Below are 18,761 nucleotides of genomic sequence, written 5' to 3'. Positions count from 1 at the left end.
CCGAATGATAGATAAACCTTTACGGGAGGGTTATAACTTCCGTTCTTTCATTTGTGATGTAGAAGGTGTGCTCATGTTGAGAGACCATCCCTTTCTTCGCCTCTATCAGCTGAGCATAGCTGGAGAGCACCCCATGTCTTGTGAGGTCCTTCACGTACTTCTCCGCGTCTGGGAAATCGCAGCTCCTGGCACAGAAGGGGAACGTCCTGAATTCCCCCTTGATGTATTCAAAGAACTCCTGGGCTTTCGGATCCGCCAGTTTTCTTTCCCTTTGTACCCTCACTATGTTGCCCGGCGGGCCGTTCAGTACCGCTCCCTCGCCGTTGGTGGCAAACGGCTCGATCGCGATCAGCATACCCGGCGTCAGCCTGCCGGTGTCGCCGTTGTTGAAACTGGGTATCGAAAGACCAGCGTGCAGATTGTACGGTTTTATCTGATGTCCGCACAGGTTCTTGATGGGTTTGAAACCGTCCTGGTTCATGCACATCTCAACCACCCTTCCTATCTCACATATGGGCGTCCCGGCGCCGACGATCTCCGCCACGGTGTCCCTCGCGCGTTTCGACGCTTCTATCAGGCCGCGGTATCTTTTCGTGCCGACCTCCACTGTTCCGGCAGTATCCCCGACATATCCGTCCAAATGGGCGCCGCAGTCCACTTTGACCACGTCCCCGGTCTCGAACACCTTCTTGTCGTTGACGCTGGGAGTATAGTGGGCGGCGACCTCATTGATGCTTATGTTGCAGGGGAATGCTAGGCCGCACCCTTTTTTTCTGATGTAACCTTCAACCTCCTGCGCTACATCGTACAGCTTCACGCCCTCCTTTACCATGTCCATGCCTATGGACCTTGCAGCCGCGGCTGTTTCCCCCGCTTTTCTGAGCTTGGAAAGTTCTTCATCCGTCAGCATTGAAGTACGTCCTCTATGTCTTTGATCGTTATCGCGCCCTGCCTTATTATTTCCACCTCTCCGTTCATTATCCATATGATCGTGGAGGGCTTCTTCAGCTTGCTCGGCCCGGAATCCACATATATGCTTACCGACTGACCCAGGTCCCTGACGGCGGAGTCTATATCGGTGGCGTCCGGATGCGAATGCAAGTTAGCAGAGGTCGCGACTATTGGCCCGGTCCTCTTTATGATCTCCGCCGAAACGGGGTGATCGGGCATCCTTATTCCGACCTTCTTCGACATTGCCGTCACTAGGTCCGGCACGTTGGGGTTCTTTTCTATTATTATCGTGAGGGGTCCCGGAAGGAACGCTTTGACAAGCTTCTCGGCGTTGTCGTCCAGAACTGCTATTCTTTCCATCATCCTCCTGTCGCTTACGCTTACCGACAGGGCCATGTCGAACGGCCTTTTCTTTGCGAGAAAGAGATTCTTAACCGCGACCTCGTTGAATATATCTGCGCCTATCCCGTATACTGTTTCGGTGGGGTACACGATGAGATTTCCGGCGGCGACCTCTTTCGCGACCTCGTCCATCATGCTCCCGAAATTGTGATCTGACACATCCTCATGACCGCACTTCATTATTTTCAATTGAACACCCCCATCATCATAAGGCCGCTTCTTATCGCCCTGTTGCCGTCCGGCGCCGTTTCCATATGCCCGGGGTACAGCGTCCCTATGTCAATGCCGCTTAATTTCTTCAGAGAGCGTATAAGCTCCTCAGCCGAGCCTGAGGGAAAATCCGTTCTTCCCACGCCATAGCCGAACACAGTGTCCCCCGAGAACAAAGAGTGAGTGACCTCATCATACAGACATATCCCTCCGCATGTATGCCCGGGCGTGTTTATCACACGGAGCCTGTGCTCTCCCAGATCGATCATGTCTCCTTCCATGAGCTCCGTCACTTCCGCCGGCCCTATATCCCCGCCGAACAATCCCGGGAGGATGTACTCCGGATCTCCGTTTGCTATGAAGGGAGCATCACCGGCGCCCGCAAACGCCTCGGACCCGAACTCATCCAGCAGATCCGCAAGACCGCCGACATGATCAAAATGGAAGTGTGTGAGTATTATCATATCAAGCCTCCTCTCTTTCAATATGTCCTTTATCTTTGCGATGTTTCTGCGGCTTTCGATGCCCGTGCCTGCGTCGATCAATACCGTTCTGCTGCCGATTACGAGATACATGTTCGAATCTGGAGTCATGCCGGAATTGATCTGATGGACAGCCATGAAAAACGGAATTAATAAGGATATATAACATTGCGTATGGAACAGGCCGCAGGGGGACGCCCCGTTGCCGAGATGCTCCCGTTCGGCTTCATGGACCCTTTTCCATAACGGCATTCATTATGCATTGTTTAATGGATATAATTCTGGAGTTTGACACATACAGTTCTTGAGCAGACAGCGGGTGCTGTGTTCTTTCCGAAGACATGGTGGTCGCGATAGATTCCACAGGTTTCTCGCTGACCAACATATCCGGGCACATGGAGAAGCGAGTAAGGGAGTTCGGGGTCAGGCGCGAAAAGAAGGATTTCGTCAAGACGACTTTCGCAGTGGATACGGATACGAAGATGATACTGTCCTGCGATTGTACGGACAAGCACAGCCATGACATAAAGAGAATGGAATATACGGTGACCAGTCTTGTCAGGGGAGGGTTCGGCATAAGGTGTGTGGTCGCAGACAAAGGATATGATGCCGAGTATGTCCACAGGGATATCCATGAAAGGCTGGGCGCCGATGCGATGATACCGATAAGGAAGTAGGAACAGGCCAAGGTAGGAACCATCCAGAGTAAGGACGAGGGGATTCAACCGCGGAAGGATGAAGTTCTTCTTCGATCAGGATACATATAACAAAAGAGCTCTGGTAGAAACTGTTAATTCGATGGTCAAACGCAAGATGGGGGACACAGTGAACAGCCGCTGACTGTCAGAACTCAGACCGGACTCAAGGTGGTGATGATTTCCTGAAAGCCCAGATTTATCTGGAACTTCCCCTATGGCCTCTTGCATCAAGATAGAGAGATTTTATCTTTTCCTTAATTTCAGAGGAATCCCGATGTTCTTTCTGGAAGGGCTATCAAATAGAATCTATTATATACGCTCAAAAGTATTGGAATATACATCCAACAATGTAATCTAACTTTTATAAATGAGAGGATATTATGAAAAGTAAACAGATATACGCCGTAGCGGTCGTTGTCATTATTGTTGTCGCTGCGATAGGTATCTTCGTTATACTGAACAACAAAGATACGGGCTACAGATCGACAAATACAGACGGAAGACTGGCCGTTCTTGGTAATGCGAATGAGGATGATTATTTGGACGGCGAGGACGTGGCCAAACTCGAGAGCTTGATCGAGAACGGTGAATACTCACTGCTCGCAGATGCCAACAACGACGGTGTGGTCGATCAGAAGGACATCGATATGGTGAACGCCATTATCGAGCTGATAAAGTATAATGACGGGAAGTCAGACAGCCAGAAAAAATCCATGACGATAAATTACATCACCGTTGACGGCACCGTGGCTTCTGCTAAGATACCTATTTTCAAGATGATCGTTTTGAACACGCAAAGGTCCCTCAGCCTTGCGATCGCGATAGGCGCAGCGGACAGAGTTGTGGGGATCAACGACTTCATACAGCAATATTGGGACAATAATCTCTTCAAAAACTACGGAGGCCTTCCTTCGGTGGGAGACAGAAGAGAACCCAGTATTGAAGAGATCCTGAAGATAGATGCCGATACAGTTTACAGCGGTACCAAATCGACATATGGTGTGAACATAGACGGCTCGACCGTCGGCACCAAGCAAGTGGTCCGCCTGACAACATGGGAGAACGGAAGACTTGCTGAGGGGGCGCTCATGCTTGGTTTCTTCACAGGGAACAGCAAAGAAGCTCAGGAGTATGTCAAGTGGATGGACGACCTGAACAACAAGATCAACGAAAGATTGGACAAGATCTCGAACAGAAGCGCCACAAAGTTCTACATCGGGACACCGACCTACATGTATGCCCAATCGGACGGAGTGTCTACAGCACTGTCTCTTTCCGGAGCCACCAATGTCGGAAATACAATAGTAACAACACCAAGTTCAGCAGGCGGGTCTGTACCCACCTACTTGGAGAGTATTCTGGCAAGTAATCCGCAGTATATAGTCGCTGGAAGGTATATCTACACCCACCAGTCTGAGGCCGAACTTAAAGCGATATATGAAAGCACGGACTTCAGCAGTTTCGCCATTACGGACGGATATAAGAATAACGAGATTTACATGATCAACTACGATCTGCCGTTCTGTATCCATACTCTTATCGGGAGCTCGATATTCTTCCCAGGAACTTTCAGCACTGGTGAGGTGGAGGATATACTCAGGGACTACGTGAACAAGTTCTGCGAAACGAACGGATACGAGTTCCAGATGTATAACTTTGTATACTATCCGAATAAATGAAACCAGGGGCCCAGCTCCCTTCTTACAATCTATCTATCAATTCAGAAACGGGAGAGATTAATTGGATCTGCCTTGGAATAAATATCACGGTCGGGCTGATGCGAGTTCGGATGAAGAAGAAAAGCTGATGAAGGAATATGGAACCTTCATTTACAGAAAATATCTTTTCATTACCATATGCATAGTTGGGGCTGTAATTGTCGCAGGGTTCGCTACTACGATAGGGCCGTATGATATCGGCTTTTTTGAGTCGTTCCGGATAATAATCGACCACATAACCGGAAATATTCAGGACGCGAATAAAGACTACGTAATATGGAACGTGCGTCTCCCCAGGATACTTGCGGGCATCATTGCCGGTTCGGGGCTGGCTATAGCAGGAGCCACGATGCAGAGCACGATAAAGAATCCTCTTGCGGACCCCTATACGACTGGGATATCTGCGGGCGCGGCGTTCGGTGCCACCCTGTCCATTGTACTGGGGCTTTCTGTCATCGGAGGCAACTTTGCAATAGTAGTGAACGCGTTCTTTTTCTCTCTTATACCGATGGCAGTGATCTTGCTGATCTCTACTGTAAGGCGGGCATCGCCTACGACGATAATCCTTTCCGGCCTGGCGGTCATGTACCTATTCAATGCAATGACCACGGTGATGATGCTCATGGCCAATCCCAATTCGTTGGCAGAGGCCTTTACATGGCAGATTGGAACGCTGGGTCTGGCAAAATGGAACTCGATCCCGTTCATGTTCACTGTAGCCCTCATAGGGGGAATCGCGTTACAACTGCTGTCAAGCAAGATCAATGTGCTTACGTCAGGGGACGAAAGCGCCAGGTCTCTCGGGATAAATGCCGACCGATTAAGGCTGATAAGCCTGCTGATAGTATCTCTGATAGCGGCGACGATCGTCAGTTTTACAGGAATAATCGGATTTGTTGGGTTAGTATGTCCGCACATATGCAGAATGTTCGTCGGATCGGACAATAAATTCCTGCTACCGTCCTCTGCGGCGTTCGGAGCAGTGTTCCTGATCATAGCAGACCTTGTGGGGAGGACGGTCATAGCCCCTACCGTATTGCAGGTGGGAGTGATCACTGCGTTCATCGGCGGCCCCGTTCTGTTATACCTTCTCATAAGGCAAAAAAAGGAGGTCTGGTAAATGGAACTGCGTTCAGACGACATTAGTTTTGGATATAACTCTAAAGGGCCGGTGATCTTTGACATCGGCCTTACTTTCAACAAGCCCGGGCTGATATGCATCCTCGGTCCAAACGGTGTAGGCAAATCTACACTTGTCAGATGCATGAACAAACTGCTGACCCCAACAGATGGGGAGGTCTTCCTCGATGAGAGGGACATAAGCGAGTATACTCTCAAAGAACTGTCGAAGATAATGGGTTTCGTTCCTGCATCGTCATCGAATAATTTCTCGATGACGGTCATAGATACGATCCTTATGGGAAGACATCCTTTTCAAAAGATAGGTTCAGAAAAAGAAGACATGCATATTGTGTACGAGGTCATGAAACAACTGAACATAACCCAACTTGCGATGCGGAATTACAATGAGCTCAGCGCAGGCCAGCGTCAGAAGGTATCTATCGCGAGAGGATTGGCGCAGCAGCCAAGGATATTCATATTGGACGAACCGACCGCGAACCTGGACATCAGGCACCAAGTGCAAGTAATAAATCTTCTCCACGCATTAGCCCAAGAGAAAGAGATGATTGTGATAATGATCAGCCACGATCTGAACATTGCTTCAAGATATGCAGACAGAGTCATAATGATGTCTGATCCAGGCATCATATACAGCATGGGGCGGCCTGAAGATGTGATCACTGAAGATAACATAAGATGCGTTTACGGGATGAACTGCACTGTCATCAATGATAACGGGAGGCCCCATGTCATCTTAGGCGATCCTCTTTCAGATGAGGAAATAGAAACCCTCCATTTGCAGTGAAGTATGCCCATCGAGTCAGAAATAGAGATAGATACAGACAGCCTCAGAGGCAGCATAAAGGCGATCGTTAACTGACGGCCGCGCATTTCGGCATACCCTTTCACGAACACCGCATTCAGCACAGGCGCACGCATCATGGTGTTCTTAGATTAAATCTGGAGTTTGACACATACAGTTCTTGAGCAGACAGCGGGTGCTGTGTTCTTTACGAAGGCTCAGGATGTCTGGGCAAAAGAATAAGGGCGGCCTTTCGATAAGTTTTGTCGCTAAACAAAAAACAGGCCGAAAGGCCGTTTTTCACATAGGGTTCATTCCCTTAATCGAGAATATAAGAGCAAAGATACCGAAGCCGAACGACAACACCACGATGAGGATGGGCAACAAGATCCTGGTGGATTCAGTGTTCGCATCCATGGGGCTGGACGTATTCCTGGACTCCCTGAAACACGATCAGGGGGACAGCGTTTCCAAGGAGGCGGTCGCGCTGGTCGCGAACTCCATGGAGATCTGAAGAAATCAGTCAGGCGTAAGTGTCAAACTCCGGATAATTAAAAAAAATTGGGGGCGGCGCCCCCTGTTTCATCATTCGGCCATTCCTTTGGAACTGCCGCTTCCGGCATCCTCCTCTTTTGCGTAATCATATCTTAAGCTGATCAGCGCCAGCGCCGCCGTCACGAGGGTAAGTATCGCCATGACAATGGTCCACTCATCCGTCGGAACAAATGTTCCGTTGAATCCCTGGGTCAGGAAGAAGAGGGCCACCGATATCAGGGCTATAATCACGGCGCCCAGCCTGAGTCCTTTGCCAGTCCCGGTCCCTTCATAGTTCCTGTTATTCGCAACGGTAAGCGCGACAATGCCTATCGCGACTGCCAGTATCATGCATATGAGGTTGGCTATGGAAAGCCCGCCGCCGCTGTGAGTCCCGAAGAAACCCGAACCGATTCCCGACTGGTTCTCAAAGTTCGCGTTGACATACAGGTCAGACGTTCCGTCCGAGACGATCGTTATCTGCGGATCGCTTCCCGAAGCGTCCCCGCTCCAGTTAACGAACTGACTGGACTGACCCGGCACAGCCTTCAGGACATACTCCGCGCCGCTGAACAGCGGAAGAGGCGAGTCGTAGAACGCAAAATGGATCCCGCCGTCCGTGCTGTAGAGCACGTCGCCGTGGCCGTTGACGTTAACGGTAAGTAAGCCCGTAATGTCCCTCAATGTCCCGTCCGCCGAGATCTCGATACTGTGGTTGCCCCTCACATTGGCGAATGTGTAGGGCGACGTCACATTGACCTCTCTGCCGTCTATCAGCACTTTAGGATTGTTCCCTACCGAAGCATAGAAGTCGAACGTGACACTGTCTCCGGCCATTACTCTGATCATGCCCTGAGGGGATATGAAAGCATTGCTGTAAGCGGTAGCGAATATCACATACACCTCCGGCGGAGTGGACTGCCACATTGCCGTCAGCGTGGTGTCTTGGTACAGCTTATTCGTGAAGGAATATTTCGTGCTGCCGTCATACCATCCTGCAAAGAACATACCGCTGCGGGTAGGCTCCGTTGCCGGGACCGCGCCCAGCATCGTTCCCGCCGCTATGTTGGGGATCACCTGCTGCTGCGGTGTTCCGCCGTTCGCGTTGAGTGTCAGGGTTATGTACGTGATAGCAACGAAATCCGTGCTGTCGCGTATCCTGTACGTGTCGGGATTCACGGGGGACGTCGGGTTGAACATCTCCGCCCATCCGTTCGCCGTGAGTCCTGAAAGGGTCAGCGAGGACAAGAGGTATGTTCCGGTGTCAAGATATCCTGTCCATGACGAACCGTTACCGTCATCTATCCTCACTCTCTCCTGCCAGTTAGCGAACACGGCCGTCGAATCGGAGGCGCTGCTGAACAGCCCCGCCATATCCGGGCCCCATGTTGTGCCTGTGAACGGATCTATCCATCCGCTCAGTACGGAATAGTACTGCACCCAACCCAGGACTGACGGATCATATCTGTCGATGAACTTTTCTACCGTTACGTTGCCGGAAGCGGTGCTCAGTGTCAGGGAAATGACCTTGTTGTCGTAATCCGGGCTTACGGTGGGCGTCGGGCTGACCGCCGGCGGGCCGGCGTCCTCATCCCATTCCACAGTAGTGACGGGGGTCATCGAAACGCCGTCGTATATGATGACCGTTACCATCCACTTCGCGGTGTATACGGTGTTGCCGGCAGGCGTCACGGTGTCCTCTGCATTGAATAAGGCTGAACCGTCGTCCCAACCGCCGAAAGTAAGCCTGCCTTTGGCCGGCTTTTCGGGAAGGTCCACGCTCTGCCCTTCGATGACCATCATGTTAGGGATGGATGAAGGAGTGCCGCCTTTGGTATCAAAAGATAACTCAAACCCGTATCCGGCGGTCAATATTGTGTCTGTGAGTATCATGTCATTGATCCCTAACGACACATCTCCGCTCGAATAAATTCCGTCCGGCGTTCCCTGTTCGACGAACCACGAAACGAAGGTCTTTCCCGGCTGGGAAGGATCTACTGCGATGAACTCCCTGATCCTAGTGCCTGCGGGCATCTCCAGATAGTCATCCGCTGTGCCTGGTATTCCGTCCGGTCCGTCGTTCATAACTATGTTCCCGTGTAAGCTCAGCACCAGACCGTCGGCCAGGTATTGGTTCGGGTCATAGAAGCGGACCTCCACGAGCCATCCGGCGGTAAGGGTCATTGCGTGCAACACCAACTCGCTGTTGGGCTGGTCGGTCTTAAAGTCGGAATATAACTTGCCCGCTGACATGTCTATCCATCCGACGAATGTCGCGCCGGGTCTGACCGGCATAGGCGTGAATCTGTGGCCGGAGCCGGGGATGGGCATGTTGACGCGCAGCCATCTCGTATCAATGGGGGCGCTCGGATCGTATCCGGCTTCGAATTTCACCTCGACCACATGCTCGCTGTACAGTACCACATCCCCCATGATCGATGTGCTTGGTGCCGAGGGGGGATTAGAGGGCGAGCCGTAGTTGAAGCTTGTCCTGTAATACTGCTGCCCAACGTCATTATAGCCCAGCGGCACAGAGATATAAGTTCTGTGGAACCAACCTACGAACACCCAGTCTGTCCTCATAGGGTCTCCTCTGAAGGGGTCAAGGTCTTCGTTGGGATCGGATAATCTCAGCTCGTCAAGGAGGTCCGAAAGGTCCAGCCCTTCCATCATATACTTGACCGAAGAGAAGAATCCGCCGCCGATCAACGGGTCTGTGACGAACTCGACCTTAGCATACCATATGCCGTAGACCGTTTTGTTCTTGAATACCATATCAAAACGGGGGTCGAAATTCCCGATCGGGGTCGAAGGCAAGGCTCCGTCCAGATATACCGGGGCTGAGGCGGTCCATCCGCCCTCGTACCACAGGATGTTATTGGCGGTGAACCCTGTCTTGGTCAGGGTGGGGGCGGCGACGCTGCCGGTTGCTCCTACTTCGACTATGACATAGTTGCCGTCCGCATCGCTGCTTAGCGTCGCTCCTGCCGGAACCGTTGCAAGCAATCCGGTATAGTAGTATTTGACCTCAATGACCCACCTTGCGGTAAGCGTCACGCTGCCTGTTACAAGCAGTCCGGTGACAGCGTCCCCGTTCTGGTCCGCGTACATCGAGGTTCCGTTGTACCATCCTTTGAACGTTCTGTCTTTATCGGTATTGTATTGCAGCACATCGAAGGGATCTATCATTGTGTAGGGGGTGTTCTCATCAACGCCCGATATCTTAGCGGGAATTGCAGTCGTACCTGCGTCTACGTCCGCTACATCGACATTCCTGTCGAAACTCACATCCGCCAGCCATCTGATATACGCAGTATTGTTGGCCGGATTGATGCTGTCGCTCAGGTTCCATTTCACCGGAGTACCGTTGATGTAGTCAGGCGCAGAGCCGCTGTCGCCTTTGTACCATGCCGCATCCGGCATGCCCGGGCCGAGTCCGTAGCTGCCGCCGTCCGTCATGTAATACAATCCGGCCTTAGACAGGTCTACATAGCTGCTGCTTGAGTTGTCATACAGGCTGTCAATGAACCTTTGAAGCACATCGCCGAATGTATCGGACGACATATATGACACATATCCTAATGCGGGGGTGCCTCCCATCATGTTGAAAGCGAAGATGCTCCCGAAAGCTGGGATAAGCGTCACGCTGTATGTATACTCGACGCTGGAATCGAACCACGTATACGGAGTGGTGCTCGCATCGTACCAGGCGGTGGGGGAGTTCCCGCCGGAGGTTATTCCCGGCATGTCAGCCATGCTGAATGCCGTCCCCTCCAGAACATAGAACTCATCGGAGGCCGGGACCCACGGGACCGCCCCCTTCAGTATCCCTGTCTGTCCTCCGTCGTCGAAAGACACGGTCAGTCCCCATCCGGCAATCAGCTTAACATTCTTTACGACCGCTGTCGCCGATGGAGATGTTATGAACGTGGCATCTGACGCGACCGGCATTGTGCTGCCGTCGGCGGTCACGAACCAGCCTACGAATGCCATGCCGGCGCCTTTTACATCATCCTTGGTTATGTCGCCGGTCGAGCTGTTCACTGCCGGCATCTTACCATGTAACGTACTGAACAAGGCGTCGTCGAAATATGTCGGCTTGGATACGGGGACGGCGACCGTATAGGGTATTGTTGTGTCTATGACGCTTGTGCTGTCAACGCCGCCGTTGAAGTAAATTTCCACATCCGCGGAGTACAGAGCGATCAGGGATATGTTGCTTCCCACAACCGTTCCGGGTTCAAGCCTCTTAAGGGTCGGATACAGGTTCTGGTACGGTGTACCGCTGTTTCCCGATCCGTCCGCCACGATGTCGCCGAAGCCGGTGCCTGTGCTGGCCAAGACATACCATCCGTTGAAGCTTATGTCCGGTATCGCGGGCGAATAGCTTGCGCCGTAACTGAATACTCCGCTGTAGCTGCCTGAGGCGAACACACCCACATCGTGCAGATATGAGTAGACGCCGGGCGAGTTAAGGACCAGTCCGGTCCCGGTCAGTGTCGAATTGCCGTTCGTGCCGTCGTTGGTATAGAAGTCTATCGTCGCCAGCCATTTCGCCCTGATGTTCAGGGGGTTGGGGGCAGAGGGTATCTGATTATATTCCGTTGTGCCGCTGTACCATCCGCCGAATGCCAGCCCCGAGTCAATTGCATTGACGGGGACGCCCGGATAGTACGGGGTTCCGTTACCGGCCGTGTTGAGATTCGCTGTGGGGATGCCGACGAGCCAGTTGTTAAGCGAGACGCCGTAATTGTGACTGCCGTAGGCGTTATTTGTTTCGGTGAGCCTGTCGCCGACGACGAAGTTAGCGTTGGCGGTCGGCCTGCCGTCATTGAAATCGAAAACAACATTCGTGACCTTTGCGAAATATGCCACGAATTTGAATTGCGCCGAAGGTATGGTGAAGCTCCATGTGGCGGTGCCGCTCATGCTGTTGACATAGCTTCTGTCGTTCCTTGCGTCAAATACTACCTGTTCCTCCCCGATATCGATGAGTGCCCAACCTACGAAGGCATATCCCGGCTGAGGGATCGCCTGAAGGGTTATCTGGGTACCGTATGGGTAATCTCCGTAACCGCTTGCATTTGACGTGGTCGTGCCGAATCCGAAGTAGCCCATCGGCGGCGTATCCAGGACGAGATTTATCGTTCCGCCCGTACCGTCGGGGTTAGAGCCGAAACTGCCGGATGTCTGCTGGCCTCCCGTCTGTCTGACCTCCACCTCGATCCTGTATTCTTTTCCTCCGAATACCGCATAGAGGTTGAGTATGCCCTGATCTGTGACAGGGTCGCGGTAGATCCAGCTTTCCGGTATATTCTGCGGGCCGGCCACAGCGAATCCGTTGCTCGCCATGACCTTGTTGTTCGTCAGCATGGTCGCCAGAGCATGATTCGGATCGTCTGCCGTATACCATCCTTCCAAATGATATCTGACAAATGTAACATACAGCAGGGACCTCAGTTCCTGCCCTGAAAGATACATCTTTGTATCGATATAATCCCGGGCGCCTGCACTCATGTCCTCGCTGTCGATGAAGGCGTTGGTATAGTCGGGATCATCTCCGACGGGAATGCCGTTGCCGCCGATGGTGTCGGTCGGGAATGAATAGAAATTGATCAGATAATATTCGTGGATAAGCTCCCATGTCATGCCGTCTCCTGCCGCGCAGCTCTTTCCGCTGGGGGTCGTGCCGGCAAGATCAAGCATTATAGGCCCGGGACCCGGATGGGACTCCGAAGAGTATACGCCTCCTTTGGCGGACATGCGGTGATATGCGGGGTTCGCTCCGAAACTGTCTTTGAATTCTACGAACTGAAGGACCCCTAAAGAAGCGGGCGAGAAGTCGGCGAAGCTGATTATCTGCAGGTTATATGTTCCGTTCGGTTTGAGTTCGGAGATATCAACATCTCCGGTATTATCAACTATGAGCAGCCCGATGCTGTTCGATCCGCCATATGAGCATCCCGAGACGTTCCAGTTATCATATATGTTCTCTGCGCCCGTAACGGTCGCAGGGAATGCGGCGTCCGAAGATACCCTGAGAGTGGCCAGATATGTGCCGAGGAACGAACCGTTAAGACTGCCGTCCGTGATGACAGTGTCTCCCCATATGCTGAGTGTTATGTCACGCGGGACCAGCGCCGAGAATGCCTTGTTACCTATCGTGGTATCCTTCGGGAGATCTATCACCTCAAGGGATGTCCCCAGGAAAGCATTTTCTTCTATCAGCAGCGAACCCCCCGCGTCAAGGAAATCGAATGATGACAAAGAGGTACAGTATGCGAATGCGGAATGGCCCACATGATTTGCATTCCTTGCAGTTACCTGAAGGACCTCTGAATTAGAGAATGCTGACGCAGGGATATCTGTTATCCCGTTAAGGTCCACCGATATGGACGGACACCACTTGCATGCTGTGCCCAGCATTCCAGTCGCTCCGTTGGCAACCGTGAACTTATAGCCGTGATCTGACAGCAGCGGCCTTATCGCCGGCGGCAGTTTGATAAGTATTGACGGGTCGCCGGAGCCGTCCAGCTGATACAGCGCGCCCCTTTCGCCATTATTGGCGGGGTTGCTGGATATCAGTGATGCATATTTTGTGTTGGCGGGATCGACCGCGAAATACTCCAGTTCCCTTATATCGTCAAAAGCGGACAGCCCGACGCTGCTCACCATTCCGAGTTCCGCTGTCTGCAGCTGGGTGAAGGCGAACGCGTATGTGTCTATTGTATAAAGGGTACTTGACGGGAATGTCACGCCTGTTATTCCTCTTCCCATGAATGCTCCGGAGCCTATGCTTTTCACTTCGGGTATGGATATCGAATAGCTCACCGCATTTCCGGAATTATTGACGTCGGTGTATCCCTGCGGCGCCCAGTAGAATGCGCGGTAGCCTATCGTCTCGGCGCTCGCTATGTTCAGCGAATTCTCTATCTGTGCCTGAGAGAACGCATAGTCGCCTATGGATACTGCGGATGGCAGATTGACGGTGCCGAAATCTCTCGCGAGGAAGTAGAGAGAGCCGGTGTTAGCGGTTCCGAAAGCCGCTGCCCCTATGATCTCCGCTTTCGGGAGCGAAAGCGAGTTCATGTACGGAATGGAGCCCGTGTACGGCATAGTATTGATGACATTCAATATCGCAAAGGCGCCGTCCCCGATCTTTATAAGATTGTCTGCCCTCAGCTGAGTGAGGGACGTGCAGTGTACGAATGCCTGAGCTCCTACCTCCTCGACGTTTTTCAGGTCGAGGGTTGCTATCCCCGTACATTCTCTGAACGCTTTCTCTTGGATCGTTTTTACGTTTGCTCCCATTGTGAGTACAGTAATATTGACCTCTTGTTCGAAGGCGCTTGTTCCTATAACCGTTACCGGATATTGGGCCGTATTGTTATAGATAGGAGAGCCTGGATTGCTGGAGGTCGGGACAATGAAATCTGGAATGCTTACTGTATTCCCGATCCCGCTGTAGTCTGAGATCATCGCCTCCTTCGCAGTCGTATCCAGACTGTATGTGAACGTTCCGTCGACATATCCGGTCACGTCATAACTGGCGCCGGTCGACTCGTTGTCCGTTAACAAAAATGCAGATAATGTCACTACCATGAGCGACATGGCAACTATCAATGTTTTATTTCTGCTCCTAATGGTCATCCCCTCTTTTATTATCGTATGCTTTCATTCGTCTGTATTGCATATTAGCTTCATTTGACGAGCCCGAATCAAAACTCCGGGGGAGTTGCAATATTCATGCGGATCCAATCACGCCCAATGTAACGGCGGAACACATAAAATTCTCAATCACTCCAAACGGCCTCATGCTATCCCCCCCTTTTTTGCATCGACCGAACAGAATCTTATGCTGTTCAGATCTCTTATGAAGATAATGAACCCGTCTCTAAACTAACTGCAATATTGATTATAGGTCTGTGAAATAAATATTTTTCTAAGATACAACCTTTTTATATATAATGGTCGTATTTATTATATATATTCTATATTCGCCTATATTAAGTAGCCCGGATGAGAGCGGGGCCCGATTTGTTTAGATTTTCATGTGATAATTTACGAAATAGAGAAAGATCTGAGGATGAGAATTTTTCATGCGATCATTTATGAAAAAAATATCTGAGGATGAGATTTTTCATACGCAACCTGTTTAACTGCTAGACCACATCCAGCGACGTATACGGACTTTAGTGAGCCAGGACTGAACACCTCGGCGAACCTCGATGCTTACATCCGGCTTCTATCAAACTCATCATTTATGAGCGTCCAATGGTACCTCTTTTTCAAGGCGGCTTCGAGCTTAGATGCCTTCAGCTCTTATCCGCTGCCGCGTGGCTACTCAGCATGCCTTGTCAGACAACTGATAAACTAGAGGCGACGAACCCCTGTTCCTCTCGTACTAAAGGGTCCTTCTCGTCAGGTACCTACACCTCCATCAAAAAGCAACAAAACTGTCTCGCGACGTTTTAAACCCAGCTCACGATCCCTTTTAATGGGCGAACAACCCCACCCTTGGCAGCTGCTGCACCACCAGGATAGGGAGAGCCGACAGCGAAGTAGCAAGCCACGAGGTCGATATGAACTCTTGCTCGTGACAACTCAATTATCCCCAGGGTAATTTTTCTGACATCAATCACCCCCACTCAGGAGGTTGATTGGTTCGCTAGGCCATAGTTTCCTATCTCCGAACCCTATTGTCTGGTTCCGAGTCAAGCTAGCTTATACCCTTACATTCTTCGGTAGATTTCTGACCTACCTGAGCTAACCTTTGGGCGCCCTTGTTATCTTTTTGAGGGCGTGGCGCCCCACCCGAACTACCTGCCTATAGCTGTTCCTCCGAAGAGGTTAGTCGTAAAAATTAATAAGGGCGGTATTTCACCGGTGACTCGGAGAGATGCTAGCGCACCTTCCTGGGTAACGTCTCCCGCCTATGCTACACATACCAACTCTTACAACAACAACAGGTTGTAGTGAAACTCCATGGGGTCTTCGCTTTCAGATGGAGGGGTCTGGATTGTGCACCAGACTGATTGATTTCACTAGCGTCAAGGCGGGGACAGTAGAACTCTCGTTGAGCCTTCATGCAAGTCGCCAATTAAGCGACAAGGTATTACGCTACCTTAAGAGGGTCATAGTTACCCCCGCCGTTTATCGGTCCTTCGTTCCGTTGAAACAGAATTTCAGATGCCGACACTGGGCAGGCTTCGGCCTCTATACACATCCTTTCGAACTAGCAGAGACCTATGTTTTTATTAAACAGTCGGAGTTCTCTTGTCACTGCGACCAGTAGATCTCTCTACTGGCACCCCTTCTCCCGAAGTTACAGGGCTAATTTGCCGAGTTCCCTCGCCTTGATTATGCTAACACGCCTTAGGCTACTCACCTAGGGACACCTGTGTCGGTTCTTGGTACGAATAGAATAACTGTTACCACACCTTTTTCACGGAAACCGAGACTCATCATAAGCGGGATTACTCCCGCCCCATCATGCTTTCGCCTACTTCTCACCATTACGGTTCTTCATGGGCTTATACAATTAGATACACAGACAAATGTACAATGACTATCTCGATCTTACGATGTGGACAAAGGAGATTCTAGTACAGGAATATTAACCTGTTTCCCATTCGATAACTTCGATTAAGAGTTACCTTAGGATCGACTAACCCTTGGCTGACGAACATTGCCAAGGAACCCTTGCCCCTGCGGCGGCACGGATTCTCACCGTGCTTTGCTGCTACTCTCTCCAGGATCCTCGTTAGTACACGGTCCACAGGACCTCACGGCCCGGCTTCTGCCCATGCACTACGCCCCCTTACCAAATTACATTTCTGCACTCTAAAGTATCGGTGTTCGGTTTAGTCCCGTCCATTTTCTGGGCCCACAATCTCGACCGGTGAGCTGTTACGCTATCTTTAAAGGATGGCTGCTTCTAAGCCCACCTCCCGGTTGTCTTGGACTGCCGACGCCATTTCATATTACACTCGACCGAAACTTAGGGACCTTAACTTTAGTCTGGGTTGTTTCCCTTATGGCCACCAAGCTTACCCCGGGTGGCCTTGCTCCCGACTTCTACGATGAACGCAATTTCGGAGTTTGACAGGACGCCGAGGAATTTCTTCCCCTAAACGTCCAATCAGTGCTCTACCTCACATTCGACCTCCATCGAGATCTAGCTGCGACTAGTTTCAGGGGGAACCAGCTATTTCCGGCCTAGATTGGCCTTTCACCCCTATACCCAAGTCATCCAAACGATTTGCACATCAGTACTGGTTCGGACCTCCACCTCCCCTTCGAGAGGCTTCATCCTGCTCAGGCATAGATCGACCGGCTTCGGGTATCCGCACCATTGACTTCAGGCGAGCACACCTTGCCCCTCATAAAAAATTGCGGGCTTATCGGTTTCCCTTCGGCTTCCTAATTGAATAGTTAACCTCGCCAATGATCAGAACTCCCTGGATCGTTTTTCTAAACGAATAATATAACACTGGTCCACCATTAATGGTTTCTTTCCTTTGATGCTATATAAATCTTTGACCGCATGGTTTCAGGTCTTTTAACCTCCCGTTAAGGGTACTTTTCAGTTTTCGTTCACACTACTACTGCGCTATCGGACTAGAGACGTATTTAGGGTTGGAAGTGAATGTCTCCCAGATTCACGCGCGATATCCAACGCACGTTACTCAAGGACATCTAAAATTTCCATATCGACCTTCTTCTAAGGGGCTATCACCCTCTATGGCGTGACTTTCCAGTCAACTTTGAATCTTCCGACTTAGGAATAAAAGAGCCTTCAACACCACATCTCCCGTATGTTTCCATAAGGGATTCAGTTTGCCCTATACCGTGTTCGATCGCCTTTACTAACGGCATCTCGATTGATTTCTTTTCCTGCGGGTACTAAGATGCTTCAATCCCCCGCGTTCCCGATCATTACTGATCATTCCGAAGAATAGGAAGTCCCATTCGGTGATCGTCGGATCATAGGCTTCTTGCACCTACCCGACGCTTATCGCAGCTTGACACGACCTTCTTCAGCGCTCTAGCCGAACCATCCCCCATGCGGCGTAGCATCGCCGCTGGCGTATGATCTAGCACACGTCCAGGTTGCGTATGATCGGTGATCACCGGGCTTTATCCGATCTCATCCTCCATTGCGGAGCCCTTACACCTCTTCCCCGAAAGAGGACCTCTCTCCGGGTGCATGATTGTAATCGCCCAGGCGTCTAGGCCCGGCGCAGGATATTCCCGATGGAGAGGTAGTATATAATCACTACTACTGCAGCAGGAACAAGCGTCACGAACTGTTGTTCTGTGAGCGGAATATTCATGTTTTTAACACGAATCACACGATGGGTCTCATCGCGCAGACCCTTGTATTCAGGAATTGTATATAAACCTTTTCAGTATGGGCCAGCATCAGGGGATGAAGACTATGGAGATTATGCTGGGCAGCATCTTTCTGAGGTCTTTCAGGTCCGGATGGTAGAGCCTCATGTAGTCATCCCTGTATGCTCTTTTGTTCAGAAGTTTTGATACCACGGCCACTTCGGTCTTACCCTCGACCTTCCATGCTCCCCCGTCGCATGATGTATCCGTGCTTACGAAGATGGGGACCCTCAGCCTCATCTTCTCTATCTCCGTGCACTTTCCGGCAAGGAGCTCCAGATCCTTCCGGTCGAGTGAGCACTTCTGACCGTCTTTGGTCTCATAAGTGTCCTCTCCCGACTCCAGATACTCAAGGAGCGTCCTTCTTGAGACCGGGATGTGGCGGTTCATATCGCGGATGATGTTCTCTATGTCCACGTTTCGCAATCGATGCTGTCCTTATTATATT

At 51.1% G+C, this 18,761-nt stretch carries 10 protein-coding genes and 1 rRNA gene; 5 read left to right on the top strand and 6 right to left on the bottom strand.

Features of this window, described 5'->3' with window-relative positions; all coding sequences use genetic code 11:
• Positions 1-19 precede the first annotated feature (19 nt).
• From map to FWG96_01705, 3 genes are read right to left on the bottom strand one after another with little or no spacing between them, the layout of a single operon-like run.
• Positions 20-910 carry a type II methionyl aminopeptidase gene (gene map / locus FWG96_01715; GenBank protein ID MCL2031978.1) on the bottom strand — a complete coding sequence of 297 codons (891 nt, stop codon included), beginning with the start codon at positions 908-910 and terminating at the stop codon, positions 20-22.
• Positions 904-1,533, bottom strand: a complete 630-nt coding sequence (locus tag FWG96_01710; GenBank protein ID MCL2031977.1) for an L-threonylcarbamoyladenylate synthase — start codon at positions 1,531-1,533, stop codon at positions 904-906. Before FWG96_01710 ends, map begins: the two co-directional genes overlap by 7 nt.
• Positions 1,534-1,538: 5 nt before the next feature.
• Complete coding sequence (locus FWG96_01705; GenBank protein ID MCL2031976.1) at positions 1,539-2,183, bottom strand: MBL fold metallo-hydrolase; 645 nt, start codon at positions 2,181-2,183, stop codon at positions 1,539-1,541.
• Positions 2,184-2,386: 203 nt separating this feature from the next.
• On the opposite strand from FWG96_01705, the gene FWG96_01700 reads away from it, so the two are divergent.
• The 5 genes from FWG96_01700 (at position 2,387) to FWG96_01680 (ending at position 6,899) form a co-directional block, all read left to right on the top strand.
• Complete coding sequence (locus FWG96_01700; protein MCL2031975.1) at positions 2,387-2,722, top strand: transposase; 336 nt, start codon at positions 2,387-2,389, stop codon at positions 2,720-2,722.
• 401 nt (positions 2,723-3,123) lie between these two features.
• A complete protein-coding gene (locus FWG96_01695; GenBank protein ID MCL2031974.1) occupies positions 3,124-4,422 on the top strand; it encodes an ABC transporter substrate-binding protein in 1,299 nt (432 codons plus the stop codon).
• A 127-nt stretch (positions 4,423-4,549) separates the two neighbouring features.
• Positions 4,550-5,581 carry an iron ABC transporter permease gene (locus FWG96_01690; GenBank protein ID MCL2031973.1) on the top strand — a complete coding sequence of 344 codons (1,032 nt, stop codon included), beginning with the start codon at positions 4,550-4,552 and terminating at the stop codon, positions 5,579-5,581.
• Positions 5,582-6,388, top strand: coding sequence for an ABC transporter ATP-binding protein (locus FWG96_01685; protein MCL2031972.1), 807 nt, complete (start codon positions 5,582-5,584; stop codon positions 6,386-6,388).
• A gap of 220 nt (positions 6,389-6,608) precedes the next feature.
• Positions 6,609-6,899 (top strand): hypothetical protein, encoded by a 291-nt coding sequence (locus tag FWG96_01680; GenBank protein MCL2031971.1) that lies wholly within the window; start codon positions 6,609-6,611, stop codon positions 6,897-6,899.
• Positions 6,900-6,970: 71 nt separating this feature from the next.
• Here FWG96_01680 and FWG96_01675 read toward each other — a convergent pair whose 3' ends face one another.
• The 3 genes from FWG96_01675 to FWG96_01665 form a co-directional block, all read right to left on the bottom strand.
• Positions 6,971-14,542 (bottom strand): leucine-rich repeat protein, encoded by a 7,572-nt coding sequence (locus tag FWG96_01675; GenBank protein MCL2031970.1) that lies wholly within the window; start codon positions 14,540-14,542, stop codon positions 6,971-6,973.
• A gap of 550 nt (positions 14,543-15,092) precedes the next feature.
• A 23S ribosomal RNA gene (locus tag FWG96_01670) occupies positions 15,093-18,007 on the bottom strand.
• A 336-nt stretch (positions 18,008-18,343) separates the two neighbouring features.
• The gene (locus FWG96_01665; GenBank protein ID MCL2031969.1) at positions 18,344-18,730 is read right to left on the bottom strand and encodes a DUF61 family protein; all 387 of its coding nucleotides are present in this window, start codon (positions 18,728-18,730) and stop codon (positions 18,344-18,346) included.
• Positions 18,731-18,761: the final 31 nt, after the last annotated feature.

This window comes from Candidatus Methanoplasma cognatum (genome assembly GCA_009777615.1).
In the GTDB taxonomy this organism is placed as follows: domain Archaea; phylum Thermoplasmatota; class Thermoplasmata; order Methanomassiliicoccales; family Methanomethylophilaceae; genus Methanoplasma; species Methanoplasma cognatum.
The sequence above is the reverse complement of the archived record's forward strand: the minus strand, read 5'-3'. Positions and strand labels throughout refer to the sequence as shown.

What these genes read in the sequence shown, in the direction of transcription:
- map (MCL2031978.1), bottom strand. Translation starts at nt 910, where the DNA reads ATGCTGACGGATGAAGAACTTTCCAAGCTCAGAAAAGCGGGGGAAACA.
- FWG96_01710 (MCL2031977.1), bottom strand. Translation starts at nt 1,533, where the DNA reads ATGAAGTGCGGTCATGAGGATGTGTCAGATCACAATTTCGGGAGCATG.
- FWG96_01705 (MCL2031976.1), bottom strand. Translation starts at nt 2,183, where the DNA reads ATGGCTGTCCATCAGATCAATTCCGGCATGACTCCAGATTCGAACATG.
- FWG96_01700 (MCL2031975.1), top strand. Translation starts at nt 2,387, where the DNA reads ATGGTGGTCGCGATAGATTCCACAGGTTTCTCGCTGACCAACATATCC.
- FWG96_01695 (MCL2031974.1), top strand. Translation starts at nt 3,124, where the DNA reads ATGAAAAGTAAACAGATATACGCCGTAGCGGTCGTTGTCATTATTGTT.
- FWG96_01690 (MCL2031973.1), top strand. Translation starts at nt 4,550, where the DNA reads ATGAAGGAATATGGAACCTTCATTTACAGAAAATATCTTTTCATTACC.
- FWG96_01685 (MCL2031972.1), top strand. Translation starts at nt 5,582, where the DNA reads ATGGAACTGCGTTCAGACGACATTAGTTTTGGATATAACTCTAAAGGG.
- FWG96_01680 (MCL2031971.1), top strand. Translation starts at nt 6,609, where the DNA reads ATGTCTGGGCAAAAGAATAAGGGCGGCCTTTCGATAAGTTTTGTCGCT.